The sequence below is a fragment of the Anaeromusa acidaminophila DSM 3853 genome, from assembly GCF_000374545.1.
Lineage (GTDB): Bacteria > Bacillota > Negativicutes > Anaeromusales > Anaeromusaceae > Anaeromusa > Anaeromusa acidaminophila.
The window spans coordinates 34,007-50,936 of sequence record NZ_KB894594.1 but is presented as its reverse complement, the minus strand read 5'-3'; the positions used below and the strand labels follow the sequence as shown (position 1 = coordinate 50,936).

The following is a 16,930-nucleotide window of genomic DNA, read 5'->3' as shown; positions in this document are numbered from 1 at the left end:
CCGGCAGCTTCTCTGTTTATGCGGGTTGAGTTTCTTCTGCATCGATTTTTTCAACAGGAGAGTCGAACAGGTCGCCCATATCGGTGGCTTGTTCTTTTTTGGGAGCCTTAATCACGCCACTATTCAGTAACGTCCAGGCCCAATTTTCCAGATTTTCACGCCGGCTTTTCGACGTAATCTGACTGGCAGCGGTCGCTATTTGGCGAACCAGGTCCCAGTTTGTAAAGGCTACACCACCACAAATACGTTCAAGCATTTCTCGCTCATTTGCTTTAATACCGGCTTTCGTAAATACATGATCCACAGCGTCCATGGATATAATCGTTTCGGATGCTTTGGCCATGCGTGTCGTGGCCGTTAAAAACGTACTGTGATTCAACATTCTATCAATGGATTTGGCCATATCCATACGGACATGATCGGGAACGTCACATTGAAAAACCTCGGCGTCGTCGGAACCGGTAAATACTTCCGGGCCGCGGTGCGCTCTCCGGTAGGGAGTGAGCGGCATAGGCATTTCGAAAGAGGTTTGGTCGGTTTTGAAATGGAAGAACGGCCGTACACTAGCTGCGCCCATACCAATTTCATTGTTTTCGACAATAATGCCCATGGTAATTTCCACTCCAAGGTCTTCCTGGCTCTGACTTTTCTTTTGAAGTAGAACCAGACGCATTTCATCACGGCTAATTTCACTATGATGAACTTCCATTGTCCCAAAAGCGGAGCAACTTGGATTCTCGAGAGCTTTTTTAAGTTCGTCCAGAACATTTTTATTGTCTAGCCGCAAAAAACGACTCGAGACAATTCCCCGAACCGCGTAAGGCTCGCTTCCTTCGTTAGAAGGGCAAAGCCGCAGCATCTTGCGCTCGTTGGCTTGCTTTAATGACCAATACATAATATTGGAGTTTAGCAGGCCTTCGGCGCCAGCCTTAACCAAGGCTTGTGCATAGCGGGGAGGGATTCCCAAAAACTCGCAATACTGCGTAAAGGCATGTTCTTCCAGGAGCATTGTATGCTCTTCGCCTTTATAGTCAAAGCAGAGTCTTGGGCCATTGTCCATAGAGAAAGAAGTCGAAGCCATTGGGACTACAACATCCACAAAAAAAGCGTCCCGGGTGTTTTCGATTCGTTCAATTTCCTGTTGAATTTCATAACTTGCCATAATAAAATCCTCCTTAGCCGTAAGTCGGCATATTTTAATTTATATGTTTATTTTATTGGGGAAATAGTTGAAAAGCAAAAGAGCGCCAGCTAATGCTAGCGCTCTTAGATAATCTATTTAATCCATATTCGATAAGGGGTGCTTAGGTGCTATTCCCTCAAGATAGTTTCGTAATTTTTGAAGTGCGTTTTTTTCAGCAATCTTAACTTCTCTTGGTAGGAGTCCTAGCGTGCGAGATGCTTTGGTTACAGAGCAGGGGGTATCTAAAATACGATACTCAATTACTTTTCGCTCGGTTTGTGATAATTGCTCAAGACCTTTTTGAAGAAGTTCAAGTTCAACCCTTCCAATGGTTTCTTCCTCAATGTTTATACGAGCGTCAGGTATAGCCTCGGAAATAGATACCGAGGAATGATTGCTCTTTATGGTTGTATCGTCGTCAATACTAAATGTGTTCGATGTTAATTGATGAACAGCTCGTACATTCCGTATTACGGCAACGCTCATATCCAGCTCTTCGGACATTTCCTCGTCTGTCATGATTTTACAGTTCATTTCGCAGTCTTGAAGAAGATTGGAATATGCGCGAATTTGTTGAAATGCGTTATCTGAAAGATTGATCGCTGAGCTGTTCCGCACAATGAATTCATAGATATACTTTACTAACCAGAATTCAAGATACGTACTCAAACGAGTATTCTTTCCAACGTCAAATTTTTCAAGCGCACGTTCAAAGCCAAGGTAAGCTTCGTTTCTCAAATCTTCCTTGGTATACAGCGAATAGGAGCTGTCGACAGTATTGAATTTTTTTACGACTTTTTGAACTATGCCCATATTAGCATAGAACAAGATTTCTTTAGCCGTGACATCTCCACCATATTTCCATTGCTGAAGACACGCTTTCTCTTCAGCTCTGGTCAGTGGGCGATTTGGACCATCAAGAAAGGTTTGACTCCATGAAGCCCAATCCGTGTTTGGGTTGTTTGCCTGATCCAGTTTACTCACCACCCGTCAAAAGGCCATTCTTTAACCTTTATTATACTTCCGACTTTAGTCTAGGTTCTGCATTCGTTGCGTAAGACCAAAGTCTTTCCGATTAAGAAGTGATTGGGATGTTTTACACTGTTTCCTGCTGCCTCTTTTGTCATAAAAAATAGTGCGAAAACTTACGGTAAAGTAATATTAGCGTCATTATATCATTATTCTTTAGAGACTTCAAAACAGTTGCCTTTAAATATTTCAATAAATTTTTAATTTTATACGGTTCATTTATACAAAAAAGCATAAAAGTACCTGGTTTTATTCAGGTACTTTTATGCTTTAGTTTGGCTAAAATTATTCTTTTAAATTATTTATTCCAGTCGAAACACTTTTCAATTCAAACTCTGACGAATCATCATTTGAATCTTACCGAAAGCTGCATCTTGTGTCGTTACAAAAGCAAGCTTTAGAAATTCGTCGGATACTTTAGCCATTTGGTTAAAAATTTTCCATTCGTCTTCATCGCTACAATGATTCATCAATCGTCCATATATTATTGGGCCAATTTGGCCCATAACGGCCAATGCTAAAAATTCTTTCCAGGTAACCGACATCACTATTTGTGTTGAACGGTTAATAAACAGTAATTGAATCAGTAAGGTTTTAAAACAATCTTGCAAGATTAAAACTTCTTTTCCTTTTGTTGCATTTTGTTTTAGTTCAATTGCAAATTTTTCTAAGCATGATACGGTTGATTCATAAAAGTCGAAAACCACTTGTCTCATTGCCGGTAGATTGCTTTCTTCTAACTGAGTTATTACCGTATCGGCATCAAATGCTGGATTTTGTGGTATAGTCCAATTAGATAGTTTAAGTATATCTATTTGGTGTAACTGGTTGGTTAACGCGAAGACTACAGGTACATTACTCCGGATCATCCGTGTCACCACACTTTATATTTTGTATTTTTATTTAATTGATTGAGTATTTGATTTTATCTTTATCCTAACTTAATAACGCTATATTTACAAGTATTGGAAAAGGCTTTAATTTAACATAATCATGCTTATTTTAGTATTCAGTAAAATTCTCTCATTCCCCACATCGTGAAGTTGCTCGTGTTATATTATAATCGGAAAGTTGGTATATGTCTCCCTTGAATTGAAATTTATTTTTAACTACTATTCTTATATATTTGCATCGTACCATTCTTGCGTCGAATATGGATATTTGGTTGTTGTGGTTTATTTTTGTTCAAAAAGAATTATGCGTAATAATCTTCCCTTTAATACTGTTAATTGCTTCGTTTTTCTCTTTTTTTCTAAATGGGGTTAATTGCATCGTCTAATATAAAAAGTGAGAAATAGAAAATGGAAAAAGAGCTGAGAAAAAACTAGGGAGGTAAGAAGATGAAAAGAATGTGTCCGTTTTGCGGGAAGATGATCGAACTGGTTACTGAAGAAGAAAAAGGAAAGTATATTGTTCGCTTTGAACCTATCCAGGTCAAAAAGATAACGTCAAAATGTCCCGAATGTAAAAGTAAAATCTTTGTGATGGACGAGGAACTAAAAAACATCGAGAAGGCAACGCGAGACTATTTGGGAAAAAGAAAACTACCTTCTCCCGAGGAATTAGGCCTGTGTAGACGTAGGTTAAATAAAACCGTCAAGGAAATGGCAAAGATCCTTGGATGTAATGTAACAATCGAAGAAATTAAGAGAATGGAAAAAGGAATGATTGGTAGGCAATTAGTTTACGAACGGTATAAAGAACTGTTTAAGGAATGCAATATGGATTAGCACTGTTTTTGTAATTTCAGAAAATGGTTTTCGGAATTTCAAAAAACACACTTTGCTTTTAATAAAATAGGAAAAAGAGAAAAAATGCTGTGTAATTTTTGAATTTCAAAAAATGTTTTTCAGAATTTCAAAAAACGCGACACGAGGAATATTTTTAAAAAAAATTCAGTCTTTGCCTTCGTTCTGAAAATTTCTCCGTATACTAAAAAAGGGGGAGTATAAAAAGAAGGAGGTGGAAGAGGGATGAGTCTGGGCGAATATATGCAGATTGATTTATTTAAGCAACGATTAGCTCATAAATCAATAGAATGCCCTGGACTCAATTACATTTTGGGCTGGATGAGTTACAGTGATTCAGTAGATGATGTATTTGGCTTAGCACGCCATCACATATACAAAAACAGATTATATCAATTACTCCTGACCAATGACCGATCTGTGAATGGGTTGTGGGAAATACGATCGCTATTCATACATCCTAAACATAGAATAGACACGGCAGGAAGGGAAATTGTAGATACGGTTTTTATGTACCCCGGTGAATACATACCGGAAATCCTGGAAGCAGAAGAAAAATCATTTGAAGATGCCTTATTAACCAAAGGAATGATCACAGAAGAGGAAAGACAGTTTATAATTTATTCAAGAAACCTTAAATTTTCAAATTCTTTCAATGAAGGGCTGATCAAACTAAAATGGATAACTTATTCTTAAAGATAAATCAAAATCGATAAGGAGGAATTTAACAATGGAAAACAATTTAATGGGAGCCGTATATTCAAAGGTTTTCACCCCGGAAAATGAAAAGGTAATGCACTTCAATCAAATTACATTACAAGGGACCTACAAAACCAGTCCTAACCTGCAGGAAGTAATGTATACGGATACGGAAATCCTTAATCGGTGGAGATGTATTGTTGGCTGCGAAAGCCCAACTAAAAAAGGCTTTGTTCCAATAGAAGGTACCGATCAAAAACGAAGTGTGCCATTTTTATCAAGACTGTCTGTTATGATGTATGGGGAAAAAGCAGTAGAAGCATCGCAGATGGTTTTGGAAAACGATTTTGTTAATATCGTTGGCGAGATCAGAGAAGTAATTTTACCAACAAGACAGTACAATGCTGCCGATAGAAATAAAGTTGCAGAACTGTTGGAAGTTGATTTTGCTTCGCCGCTCCTGGACAAGGTATTTTCAGCACTCCATATGTACTCAAAAAAATACATTGAATATGAAACAATGATCGGCTTGTTAGGAACTGAGTGTTATAACAAAGAGATATTTCAAAACATGCAGACTACATCTAAACTTCACATATTAGCAGACTCCGTTGTCCAAGGAACCGAAGAATATCAAAACCGAGCTATTTTGCAAGGCATTGTGTTTCAAGAAGCAGATATTAAACCATGGGTAAAAAATGCAGTAGATGATTATAAGGTATGTTTTAAACTAATGGTTCGCAGAAGTAACAGTGAAAGGTTTGATGTGATCCGGTGCATCTGGAGAACGCAGGATTGGCAGCTGGCGCATAAAATTATCCGCCCAGGCCAGCCGTTGCATGTGCGTGGCAGCTTAGAACATGAAAATTATCGAATGTCATACGTTGCCAGCCAGCGCGAAAAAGAGGAATTAGCATCCATTCTAAAAGTCGACAAAGAGCACCCTGTAATTGTTGGAACACATGAAGAGCCAGGAATCATTAGATTGCTCGATTTGATTGCTGATCCGCTTACACAAAAAAGACCTGGGAAAAAGATTGACATTCTCACACATGTTTGGGTCGAGAATATATACTATAAGCAAGAAGAACTTTTATCATAAGAAGGAGTTGAGGTCATGTTAAACCAAGTATGGAGTTTTCTTTCCATGGGAGTGGTTACCGAGGTAATGTATTACTTATCATTAGCGTTGCTGCTTACTTTTTTCCACTATATTGTTCTTTTCATTAGAACGTATGATGAAAGAAATAGGAAATACTCGGTAATTGCTGGAACCATAGGCATGACCTTATCTCTAGCCTTGGTTGTCATTCAGGCCCCAATGTAAGGTAGCATTGTAACCGCCTAGCTTTGAATTTATTCTAAGCTAGGCGGTTTTGTTTTATGAAAAATCCGTATACTTTATATATAGGCAAAAGGAGGCGGTATTCGTAATGATAATAGAAGATAAGTCGACAGTAGAACGAATAGCAAAAATAGCGTTAGAAGCTGCAGAAATTCCAATGGTTATCTTTCGAAGAAGAAGCCTGTTGTTTGCAATAGCATGGATCATGGCATACTTAATAACACAAGGAATTATAATGGCAATTTACACTTCGGATATAAAGCATACTATGTCCTTAAAAGCCTTGTTTTTTGTTACAACAGGCTCGTTGGTAATTGGTCTTTTGAGCAGTGGGTTGACTGCAGCGATAATGCCATCTATTCAAAAAATGACGGAAAAAGTTTTTGAAGAACACAGCGAACGGTTGCTGGGAAGGTTAGAATGGATCTTTTTGATGGCAGCATCTATGTTTTACCCGACAATATTAAGCATTATTGTTTTGGGAGCCATAATCATGTTTCCAATAAATCGATTTTTCTTTACGGAATACTATGGCTTAATACTTACATTGCCCTCTATTGTTTTATACCTAATTCTTTGCAAAAATATCAAAATTAAAAATGGTCTTGTTTTAGGATTAAGTTGTTTTTTTATCCAGTATTTTATTGTTGAATTAACGATCACTGGGTTACAAGTTATGGTAGGAGTTTTATCATGAATAAATTAGGAATTATTTTAGCAACGTATTTGTTATTTTTATGTATAGGAATGGTAAATACTCAATATCATGGAGGAAGTATGGTATCCCTTGAAATGAGGGAGGTACTTGATTATATTTCATTTGCGGATAAACAGATGGAAGAAATTCAACGAATGGATCAGGAATACAACGTAGCGAGTCAGCGTGCTAAAAAAGGAGACGAGTCGGACTCTTTCGTAATATCGCTGGCATCTGAACATTCGATTAAAGCAAAAGAAATACTAGGCACTGTTGAAAAAAGGCAGCCGCCGGCTAAATTGGTTAACTATCAGGCTTTGCTAATCGACCTATTAAAAACGAGAATAGATATTGCGGCATTAGCAGGACAAGCGGTAACGGAGAATGACAGTGAGCAAATACGACAACGGGATAAGGCGATACGAGCATATGTAAAAAAGACAGATGCAATAATAGAAGCAAAAAACAGACTAATAAAATAGGAGAAGACCTACCTTAATTGGTAGGTCTTTTTGTTGTACTTAAATCAAGTCATATAATAAAACCATAAAACAAAATTATGCCGTTTTGGCAAAGGAGGATTCTATATGAATAAGGAATTGGTGATGAACTTTAAAAAAGGTGAGTTGGTACGAAACGGTCTATATGCGGGTGATCGATTTCCTCAACACAGTAAAGAAAGTTCGTCAACAGAGATGACTCTCTCCTGGTTAGGAGGGAAAGTAGCGGAAGCTGTAATAACTGCAAAAGCGCAGCCTATTACAGAAGGACTACTGATTATTGATGAAGGTGGTACGGCTCAGGTAAAAGTGCTTATGGCTGGTGAAAAAATCCGGCAAGTACAAAGCCTTGAACCAATGCCGGGCGTATGGCCACTGGCAGGTTTTATCATGGCAAATTCCGTTCAAGATGAAGATGAAATGGCAAGATTGATTAAAACACCCAAAAACGCTGCCAATTTTTTAAAGGCAGCCGATCTTGTTCGAATCCGTCTTGAAGCTATTCTTGAGGTGGTAAGTGATTCTATGTTTATTACCACTAAAGGGATTGCCATGGAAGCACAAATTGCCACCAAAGAAGAACCAGAGCCCCAAGAAGCTATTTGTGAGCCTTTGGCTGCGCCGGCTGCTGCCGCAATGGTTAGCCCGGTGGGTACTTCCCCTTTTAGTAAAGTGGAACGTACCGGCGTGATCAAACGGATTACTGGCTGGTTATCGCTCGCTAATGTTCGCAATATGTTTCTTTTCGGGCCCCAGGGTACTGGAAAATCGACAGCTGCTAAAGTGGCAGCGGTTGATGCAGGTTATCTGCCAGAAGAAATTTTCACAGATAACTTGTATGAAGGCATTCAGGCAGACCATTTTATGGGCGGCTACGTGCCTTTAGAAAATGGTGGTTTTGCTTGGAAAGAGGGAAGCCTGGTAAGAGCGATTAAACAAGCTCAAGCAACAAAGGCAGTATTCATTATGGAAGAGGTAAACTTTCTTAAAGCCGGCGTAGCAGGTGTTTTGCATGAAGCACTAATGCCAGTTGGAGGAAGTATTACTTTGGAAAATGGTGAAGTGTTAGCTTTCCCTGAAACATTCAAAGTAATTGCAACCGCAAACCCGGAATTCTCAGGAACTAAAGAAATGAATCAGGCCTTCTTGGATCGCTTTCAACGGCTTTTCGATATTAAGGAAATGCCAAAGGAAGTGCTTATCAAGCGGTTTAGAGAAAAAATCAATGGATTAGCAGACCCTGATTCACTCACTGAAAAATGCTTTGAGATCTACGAATCCATCAGAAAAAAAGCGGTAGATGAGGATCGTGGAGTCTTGGTTGGGCCTAGAAAGTTTTTGGATTGGGCAGACGAAATTGCTCTTACCAAAAACATTGAGGAAGCTGCTAAAGTCACGATTATTCCCTACGCAGCTGCTCTTGCTACTAGACCTGACGAGCAATTTGCTTCAGAAATTATGGAGCACATAATCAAAATTAAGCGTGCAATTATTTAGAGAGGGGCGTAAGCCCCTTCTCTACTATAATTCACAAGGAGGATTATTATGATAAACGATGCTTTTTTCAAGTCTTCTGAAACACTGGAAATGCTTCAACGGGCCATTAACATTTGGTCCGAAGGCAAAATCAAAACGATTATTTCTAGTAATTCCACTGCGTTTACTGATGGAAAGGTTGTAGCAGTTACATTCCATGATGAATGGATTGAACAACTTCCTGAAGAAATGCAACTCAAAGCAGGCTTGCGTCATATGTTTGCGCAGGTTGCTCATGAGTTAGGACATGTGTTTTGGTCAGATTTTTCATTCCTAGATAAGCTGACTGCTTTTCAAAAACACGTTTTCAATATTATTGAAGACGCTGCTATTGAGAACGGCTTATCTTATTGTAAATGGCCAGGCCTTGGACGGTTCGTTCAATGGAGAAAAAACGAATTGTTCCAACTAAGCCAACCAGACCATGATCAAGCAAAAATTAATGTCGTGATGAACTTCTTTGCAAATCAAGTAATGTTAGGAACCTCAAAAGGTGATCCTGCATTATATTTGAGCGAAGAAGAATTGGATGTATTCCAAAAAGTCATGGAGTTGGCCATTAAGGCCAGAGAATTACCCAAATGTAAGGACCGGTTAGACGCAGCATTAGAAATTGCAGAAATCATACAAGCCACGTTTACTACAAAAGAATTTTCGCAATCCTCCTCTTCTTTCCCGAATGAGAATCAACAAAATAATCAAGAAGATAGTGAGGAGAAAGAGGATATTCCTCAAAAAACTGCAGAAGAAAATTCCGAGCAGGGAAATGAACCTGACACAGAACAGCCGGGCAATGAGCCAGAAAAGGAAGAAGCCTCTGAAGAACGAACCGGCATGAACTCTGGCGATGAGCTTGATCCGTCCGATACGGAAGCGACCGAAGAAGCGGTTGCTGAAGAAGAAGAGTTTCTTGAAGACTTTATAAAAAAAGTCGAAAAAGAGATGAAAATGCGAACCGAATCGGTACCGGTTTCTCAGGCGCCAACAAGTTGGGGAATTCATCAGGGAATTCATTGCAATCTAATTGAAATCAAAAGCCGCAATATTACAGAATATAATCGGGTCGTAGAAAGCAAGAAGGGGTTAATCGTGTCCACCTCAAAGGATTTAAAAAATTCCATTCGTCAACAAAGAGATGAGTGGATGAATGTAAATACCGGGGCAAAATTAAACCTTAAACAAGTAGCTCGAGGACAACGAAAAGAGTTATTTGCTAAAGCACTCGATTTTTCAGATGATTTAGATGTTGCGGTTACGCTGTTACTGGACATGTCAGGATCTATGTGGGGGAGTAGAATTCAATTTGCCAAAGAAGCTGCGGTCGTCTTAGCAGAATGCTTTCGTCGAGCAGAAATACCAATATCGATTATTGGTCATTCCGCGCCCGATGGGAGATCAGCTATTAATCTCGTTCTGTATAAATCGTTTCGGAAAAATTACCTTTCGGACTATGCGAATGTAGCACGAGTGTCCGAAGATGCAGATGGATGCAATAGGGATGGATGCGCGTTGCGTTGGGTTAACGATTATATTAGCCAAAACTCTCCCAGCGAACAAAATATCCTTGTTGTTTTGTCTGACGGAAGTCCCAATCATTTAGATGCGTTTGGTACAAGATACAACTCGACTGCCGATGTACGATACCAAAGTACAGCTCTTTCCAAAGAAAGTAACATTCAGGTCATTGGAGTGGGGTTGGATGATGCTGGTATTGAATCGGTGAAAGCTTGTTATCAACAGAATCTCTTAGTAAAAGATGTTGGGACATTAACCAGGAAATTGGTCAATCTGATGAAAAATTACTTTCCAGCACAATAGAAAGAAGCAAAATAAAGAAGAGCAGGCTACCGCTTTTATGCGAGCTTGCTTTTCTTTATAAGCTTCGAGAAATAAAACAACAAATCTCCGTATACTAAAAGAGAGAAATAGTTTGAAAAACGGAGGAAAAGGTTGTGAATGATACAGTATTACTCATGCAATTACGCGCAGCAGAAGAACGAATTCAAACACTGTCTAGTGCCAATTCCTATATGGAATCATTATATGAAACTCAAAAAGAGATTGCTGAGAAAAAAACAGAGGAGCTTTCTGAATACAAAGCGGCAATAAATGACATTCTAAACCAAGCGTTGGGAGACGATTGGGAGAGAATCCAGGATAAGGATAAAAATAATTGGAGTGCCAAGAAAAAAGGGTTATTTATCATTATGACCCATCAAGCTAAAATTATGAGCCGCCATCATATTATCCATGAGTTGGAAAATCATGTTGGTACCTTGAAAGTGGAAATAGAATCCATAAAAGAAGCATCTCTTCAAGAAACACGAGAAGAAAGCGCTGGAAATAAACAACAAGAAAAAGGGCCTATATCGTATGAGGAATTGTTAGCAATGAAACGCAACGAAAATACAGGAATGATTGAAGAAATAGCGTCTGAGGAAAAGACGGAAGCCCCCCCTGAGGTTCCTTGCCTAGAGGCAGGTGAGTCAACAATTCCTCCTCGCGTGCAAAACAGCGCACCAGCGATTTCTGTTACTGGGGGCCATGCAAAAAGCTCTTTGACAGATGTCCAGAAAGAGATTGTGCAGGCGATTGGTGAAACAGGCGACTTTCTAATAAAGGATATTACAGAAATGCTGCAACTTGCGGGAGTAATTCAAGGCCAAATGAAGCTGCATAAAGATTTTAATGAATTAGAAAAAAAGGCAGTCTTGCACCAAATGCAAGACAAGATTTCCATAGGGACGGGGCGCTCACCGAATATCTTTTTACTTTCCACACGGGGAGAAAAGTATTACCAGGACATCCTCGAGGAAAAAGGATTGCCTAATAAACCCCCAAGAAAATCAAAATACTATGATTATGTAGAGCAAGCAAAAAGTCCTGAACATGGAGCAATGATTGAACAGGTTGAAACCAGGCTAAAGGAAGTTGGGTTTAAGACAAGTAGAGAAGTCCGCGTAAAAACTCCTATAGGAGATTCCATCTGTGATGTATTAGCCCAAGAAGGAGGGCTGGAATTTCACATAGAGGTAGAGTGCGGGAATTATACGGACGATATGTTTGAGCATAAAATCCAAAAAATCTTAGCCTATTCAAAAGAAGTATACTTCGTGACAAAAAATGCAGGTGTAAAAGATAGGCTATTAAAATTGGTCAATTTTGTACTGATCGATAAATATGGATCGGAAATTAAAAACATTGAACAGTTTAGAAAAAAAGAGGGAGGAATTGTATCAATCATAACCTTTGAAGAATTTAAGTCGAAAAAGTGTTGGCCCAAAGAATTGAATTAAAGGAGCGACACCTGATGGATGTACTTCATAATCTGATAAACACCCTGAAAATATATCATTATAACGCCGCGGTTACTTTATATTGGTTTGTGATAAGTAATATAGCAATAGTCATTTTGACAACCGCTATGCTTTTTATCTACAAATGGAGAATGAAATTCCAGACACAACTGGCAACAAAACTAACCAAAAGGCGATTTAACAATGAGGATATTGATGATGCAAGTACCCAAATCGCAACCTACGATGAAGATACGCTAAACGGAAAGAAAAAGGTCCTGCTTGTAAAATATGCAGTCTATGTTGTGGTTATAGCAGCTGCGACGGTGATCAGCTCACCTGCCATATTATATTCAACAACCCTTATGTGGACAATGGGGGCCCTGTCTGTACGTTTTCTAAAAGGTGACCGCGAAGAATTGTCACAAACGGTGGAAACGTATACCGTTGCCTATGTTGGTGCGATAATGCTTATTGAAATCTTATTGTGGTTCAACACGGGAGTTTCCGCAATCGGCTCAACAAGTCTTCATAAAAACCCATCTGCTCCTGCAACGACTTCCGCTGTTATGGGTTATTTACCAATGGCACGAGACTACATTGCCGCGATCGTCCCCATTCTATATGGGAAAACCATATGGGAGTACTGGCAAAAATATAGTGCTGGGGAAATTTTTGAGAAAGAAATGTCAAGACAAATGCGTACTGGCAATCAAAAGAAAAAGCATGAGGAAGAGAATTACAGAAACTATTAAAAGGGGTGGTAAACATGTCGGAAGATAGAACAAACCGTGGGAACATGGAAGAAGACTATGTTTTGCATTCACTTCATCCGGATTTAGAGCATGATGATCTCAGAGTCCTAAACAGTTACATTTTGTCTGACGATGATGGCAATGCGAAAGCCATGATTTATCATCTTTTAATTTCGTCGGACGATGAACCGGATGTATGGACGGAATGTATAGAAGTAGTCAAATTACTTCGCCTCGTGAGTATCCCTAAGGAACTTCGCGAAAAGCAAAGTTTGATGAAAATTCATGGAGATTTAATGACCGCTATCTGGCGGCAAGATATTTTCTTCCTCATGGTATGCGCCAATATTCTAAAGCCCCGCCCAATGGGGTTAATCTACTGCTATGGAGCCAGAAGAATACTTCCAGTTCCAGATATGGACGATACGGAATTAGCTTTACGCTCGACCATAGAAGTAGCGTTAGAACAAGTCGAAGAAGACTATATTGCCATCGTATCCTTGCTCCGCTCGAATTATCGGCAATCAACAACTCAATTGTTAACTCTTGAAGAAGCAACCATTATAAAAAATACTATGGAAAACGCCTCTAACTTGCAAGTGCTGCGAGGTATTCCTAGGGTTCACTCAACCAGCGCTCAGGGATTAGGAAAGGCCGGAATGAAAGGCGGAGACCCAACACCCGACTCGCAAGAACAAAATGAAGAACTATTTCGCGGAATGATGAAGCATCATTTTGCTATGCTGGTTAACGCTACCCCGATTCAACATAGGGAAATAATTGCTTACTCAAAAGTTGTAGCAACAAAATTTGGGTATTATAAAAGTCGTGCTGCGGAAAACATATCAACCAATATTGGAATGTCAATGCCAATGGTGTTTGCTGGGAATCTGTCCGCTTCTTTGACACATAACAACGGTGTTACCGATACAGATAGTTCCAACCTATCCTACTCAGAAGGGGTTTCTAATACGAATACCCAAGGAGTTAGTATTGGAAATGGGATATCGGATACTAACGGAGTAAGTCGAGGCATCTCACAGGGGATAGCTGATTCTAATCAGCAGTCCTTCGGTGTTTCTGAGGGCATTGGGCATAGTTCTTCTGATGGCACCAGTCATACTGACAGCATTTCACATTCTAAAGGGGAGTCCCTTACTAATACAGTGGGACAAACAGTAACAAACGGTCAAACGGTTTCGCATGGACAAAATTATGGAACAAATCAAGGTACAAGCCAAACATTGACTAATGGTACCAATGAGTCTTATGGAACCAATCATGGAGTAAGTAGAACCACAACGGACGGGACTACTGTTGGTCAAACAAATTCAGTAGGAACTGGAACTTCGGCAGGCCATTCCAACAGCTATAACTATGGCGAAAGCCAAAATCGTGGCATGAGTGTTAATTCGGGTACCAGTTCCATGGTGGGTGGCGGAAATTCAGCATCTAGTTCTAGTTCAAGTGGCCATGCAAGCGGCATGTCAACAAATGAAGCTGGCTCTATAGGTATGAATGCTTCGTTGCCCTTTGTGGGTGTTGGAGGAAACGGTTCTTTATCCAATGGCAGCGGAACATCAGAAATGGATTCATTTTCTAATTCAAGCACAATGGGATCTAGCGCCAATTGGAGTGATGGAGTATCTTCTGGGCGCGGCGCTAATGTTGGTGAGGGTGTAAGTAGAGGCTGGGGACAAGGTGATACTACCGGAACTTCTACTAGTCAATCTCAGTCAAATAGTCTATCAAATTCACATTCCGTTTCAAATGGAGAATCAGCAGGAAGCAGCCATTCTGTAGGTACATCCAGGGCTTTATCAAATGGAACATCACAGGGTAGCTCGCAGGGTACCAGTTATTCTGTAGCAAACTCTCATTCAGTAGCCAATAGCCAGTCCCAAAGCCATGGACAATCCGTTTCTGATGGGTGGTCAAAAGCACAAGGTACCACGCATACAGATGGGTTATCGACCAATTCAGGGCAAACGGCTTCTGTAGGTAGAGGGCAAACTCAATCATTAGGTGTAAACGATTCGCTATCTAAAAGCGCCGGCACAACTCAAAATATTTCGCAGACACAATCACAGGCAGCAGGAACTACACAGGGCCGATCCGAAGGAACTGGGCATTCACTAGGTCGCTCTGAAGGTGTTGCTAATGGGTTAAGTGCAGGAACCGGCGCCAATATGGGCTTAGGACCATCGGTTGGTATGAGCAAAACCTACACAAAATACGATGAAGTTAAAGCTAATATGGCAAAAGTATTTGAAGAACAAAATCTGCGATTTACCAAAGCGATTGCTGATGGAGCTTTCTATGTAGAAGTGTTTATTTCAAGTCATGATCCTCAACTGAAAAAAGCAATCGGCGCTTTAGCAGAAGCTGCATTTGGAGGTGACGGTTCTCTTGTCAGCCCTGTACAGGTATACACGCCGCCGCCATATATGAGTGAGCATTTACTTCGACACATGAGCACATTTACTACTTGTACAAAAAAGGAAGTTATACCGGGGATTGCGGAAGCTTATGAGCATAGTACCGTCTTGTTGCCCACTGAATTGGCGGGATTGACGCATCCACCAAGGGTTGAAGCCGGGGGTATATTTACAACGGCCCAAAACATTCCAGCATTTACCCTTCGTGCGGATAAACAAGGGGAAATTTATGTAGGAAAGCAAATCAGTCATGAAACAGGAGAACCTGAATTTGAATACTCCTTTAAAGAAAAAGAGCTAATGCACATATTAGTGTGTGGTGCTTCTGGTTGCGGTAAAACAACAACAAGCCAACGGATCGCAGAAGGCATTGCAAAGAATTGCCCAAAAAAGAAAATCCTTGCGTTGGATTGGAAAAAGTCTTGGAGAATATTGAAGCGGTTTGTGCCTGACGAGGACTTTGACTTTTTCTCGCTTTACGCAGAAGGAGTACGCCCTATACGAATGCAGGTATATGTTCCTCCTATGGGAATATCGGTCATGGACTGGATGAATAAAGTTCATGAAAGTCTTTGCCTTGCATATGGTTTTGGTAATAAGCAAAAAGGCGTATTTGATAAAGTCGCGGAGGAGCTATTTTTAAAACAAGGAGTGCTGGAAAAGAATCCAAGAACTGGTGCCGGAACCATCGCCGTAGAGTCAGAAAATGCCTATGAATTGGTCTACAATGTGACCTTAGCGGATGTGTTAGAACGAATCAATGCACTACGACAGGCAGCCGTATCAAACCCTGCTGGAAGAAATATGGTTGACGCTTACGATTCCATTCTAACGAAAACGAATGCGTTTATGACTCGCAACTTGCGAGAAATGTATTGCTCTCGGGACCGAGACCAGATTGTAAAAATAGAAGACCTTATCAACGGTAAACGAATTATTGTTCTTGAAGGCGGGATGCTCGATGATATGCCTAAAAAGTTTATCTTGGGGCTCATTACTTGGGGTGTATTTCTTTATTCGAAGGATATGAAGTCCTTTGAAAAGCTTGTGGAAGAGCGACTCTTTATTCTGGAAGAAGCACATGAAGTCTTTCCATGCAGCCCCAATCAGGACCCGCCGTTAGGTGTAAACGAAGATATATACCAAATACTGCTGAATGAAGCGCGTGAATATGGATTATTTGCCATGGTTATAGGTCAGGCGCCGCAACATCTTCCAGATGCGGTTTTAACGAATGTCGGTGTAATTATTGCACATCGACTGGGTACACAAGAAGATGTGCAAATGATTACCACCGCATTATCAAGGAATGCCAGGCTAGATGATAGGGACGTACCAACCTGGCTTACTAAACAACCTATTGGCATGTGCGTAATAAAAATCAATAATCAGTTTTCACATTTCCATAGCGAGCCCATCTTGGTGCGAAGTGCTCCTGTGACAGTGCTCCCTCCTCATGATGAGGAAATCATCGAAACTTTAAAATTGCCTTTGCCTCGGCGGTTTATAAATAGGCTCATTCGGGACGGGGATTTAAAGAAAACAGAGGAAACGGACCGCACTATATTTTATGCAGATGATCTTCCTAAAGATGAAATTGATTTGGAGGTGGAAAAACAAAGGCTGAAATATTGGGAAGACCAATTTCAAAAAGCTCAGTAAAGGTGGTGTAAGGTGAAACTGGAATTTATTCCAGCGTGTACA

General features: G+C 40.1%; 14 protein-coding genes. 11 read left to right on the top strand and 3 right to left on the bottom strand.

What is annotated here, in order from left to right:
* Positions 1 to 16: 16 nt before the first annotated feature.
* From C508_RS0110615 to C508_RS0110605, 3 genes are all read right to left on the bottom strand, one after another.
* Positions 17 to 1,162 carry a hypothetical protein gene (locus tag C508_RS0110615; protein ID WP_018703547.1) on the bottom strand — a complete coding sequence of 382 codons (1,146 nt, stop codon included), beginning with the start codon at positions 1,160 to 1,162 and terminating at the stop codon, positions 17 to 19.
* A gap of 117 nt (positions 1,163 to 1,279) precedes the next feature.
* The gene (locus C508_RS0110610; protein ID WP_156817616.1) at positions 1,280 to 2,167 is read right to left on the bottom strand and encodes a sigma-70 family RNA polymerase sigma factor; all 888 of its coding nucleotides are present in this window, start codon (positions 2,165 to 2,167) and stop codon (positions 1,280 to 1,282) included.
* A gap of 368 nt (positions 2,168 to 2,535) precedes the next feature.
* Positions 2,536 to 3,081: a hypothetical protein gene (locus C508_RS0110605; RefSeq protein WP_018703545.1), complete on the bottom strand. Its 546-nt coding sequence runs from the start codon at positions 3,079 to 3,081 to the stop codon at positions 2,536 to 2,538.
* Between the two features lie 471 nt (positions 3,082 to 3,552).
* On the opposite strand from C508_RS0110605, the gene C508_RS0110600 reads away from it, so the two are divergent.
* From C508_RS0110600 to C508_RS20335, 11 genes are all read left to right on the top strand, one after another.
* Positions 3,553 to 3,942, top strand: a complete 390-nt coding sequence (locus tag C508_RS0110600; protein WP_018703544.1) for a hypothetical protein — start codon at positions 3,553 to 3,555, stop codon at positions 3,940 to 3,942.
* A 243-nt stretch (positions 3,943 to 4,185) separates the two neighbouring features.
* On the top strand, positions 4,186 to 4,656 hold the full coding sequence (locus tag C508_RS0110595; RefSeq protein WP_018703543.1) for a hypothetical protein: 471 nt from the start codon (positions 4,186 to 4,188) through the stop codon (positions 4,654 to 4,656).
* 34 nt (positions 4,657 to 4,690) lie between these two features.
* Positions 4,691 to 5,761 (top strand): hypothetical protein, encoded by a 1,071-nt coding sequence (locus tag C508_RS0110590; RefSeq protein WP_018703542.1) that lies wholly within the window; start codon positions 4,691 to 4,693, stop codon positions 5,759 to 5,761.
* 15 nt (positions 5,762 to 5,776) lie between these two features.
* A complete protein-coding gene (locus tag C508_RS0110585; protein ID WP_018703541.1) occupies positions 5,777 to 5,986 on the top strand; it encodes a hypothetical protein in 210 nt (69 codons plus the stop codon).
* 106 nt (positions 5,987 to 6,092) lie between these two features.
* Positions 6,093 to 6,701: a hypothetical protein gene (locus C508_RS0110580; protein WP_018703540.1), complete on the top strand. Its 609-nt coding sequence runs from the start codon at positions 6,093 to 6,095 to the stop codon at positions 6,699 to 6,701.
* Positions 6,698 to 7,183, top strand: a complete 486-nt coding sequence (locus C508_RS0110575; protein ID WP_018703539.1) for a hypothetical protein — start codon at positions 6,698 to 6,700, stop codon at positions 7,181 to 7,183. The genes C508_RS0110580 and C508_RS0110575 overlap by 4 nt, the downstream gene beginning before the upstream one ends.
* A 105-nt stretch (positions 7,184 to 7,288) precedes the next feature.
* The gene (locus C508_RS0110570; protein WP_018703538.1) at positions 7,289 to 8,698 is read left to right on the top strand and encodes an AAA family ATPase; all 1,410 of its coding nucleotides are present in this window, start codon (positions 7,289 to 7,291) and stop codon (positions 8,696 to 8,698) included.
* A gap of 48 nt (positions 8,699 to 8,746) precedes the next feature.
* Positions 8,747 to 10,555 carry a cobaltochelatase CobT-related protein gene (locus tag C508_RS0110565; RefSeq protein WP_018703537.1) on the top strand — a complete coding sequence of 603 codons (1,809 nt, stop codon included), beginning with the start codon at positions 8,747 to 8,749 and terminating at the stop codon, positions 10,553 to 10,555.
* A 134-nt stretch (positions 10,556 to 10,689) separates the two neighbouring features.
* Positions 10,690 to 12,033 (top strand): hypothetical protein, encoded by a 1,344-nt coding sequence (locus C508_RS0110560; RefSeq protein ID WP_018703536.1) that lies wholly within the window; start codon positions 10,690 to 10,692, stop codon positions 12,031 to 12,033.
* Between the two features lie 14 nt (positions 12,034 to 12,047).
* Positions 12,048 to 12,788, top strand: coding sequence for a hypothetical protein (locus C508_RS0110555; RefSeq protein ID WP_018703535.1), 741 nt, complete (start codon positions 12,048 to 12,050; stop codon positions 12,786 to 12,788).
* Between the two features lie 14 nt (positions 12,789 to 12,802).
* Positions 12,803 to 16,888, top strand: a complete 4,086-nt coding sequence (locus tag C508_RS20335; RefSeq protein WP_156817615.1) for a serine-rich protein — start codon at positions 12,803 to 12,805, stop codon at positions 16,886 to 16,888.
* Positions 16,889 to 16,930: the final 42 nt, after the last annotated feature.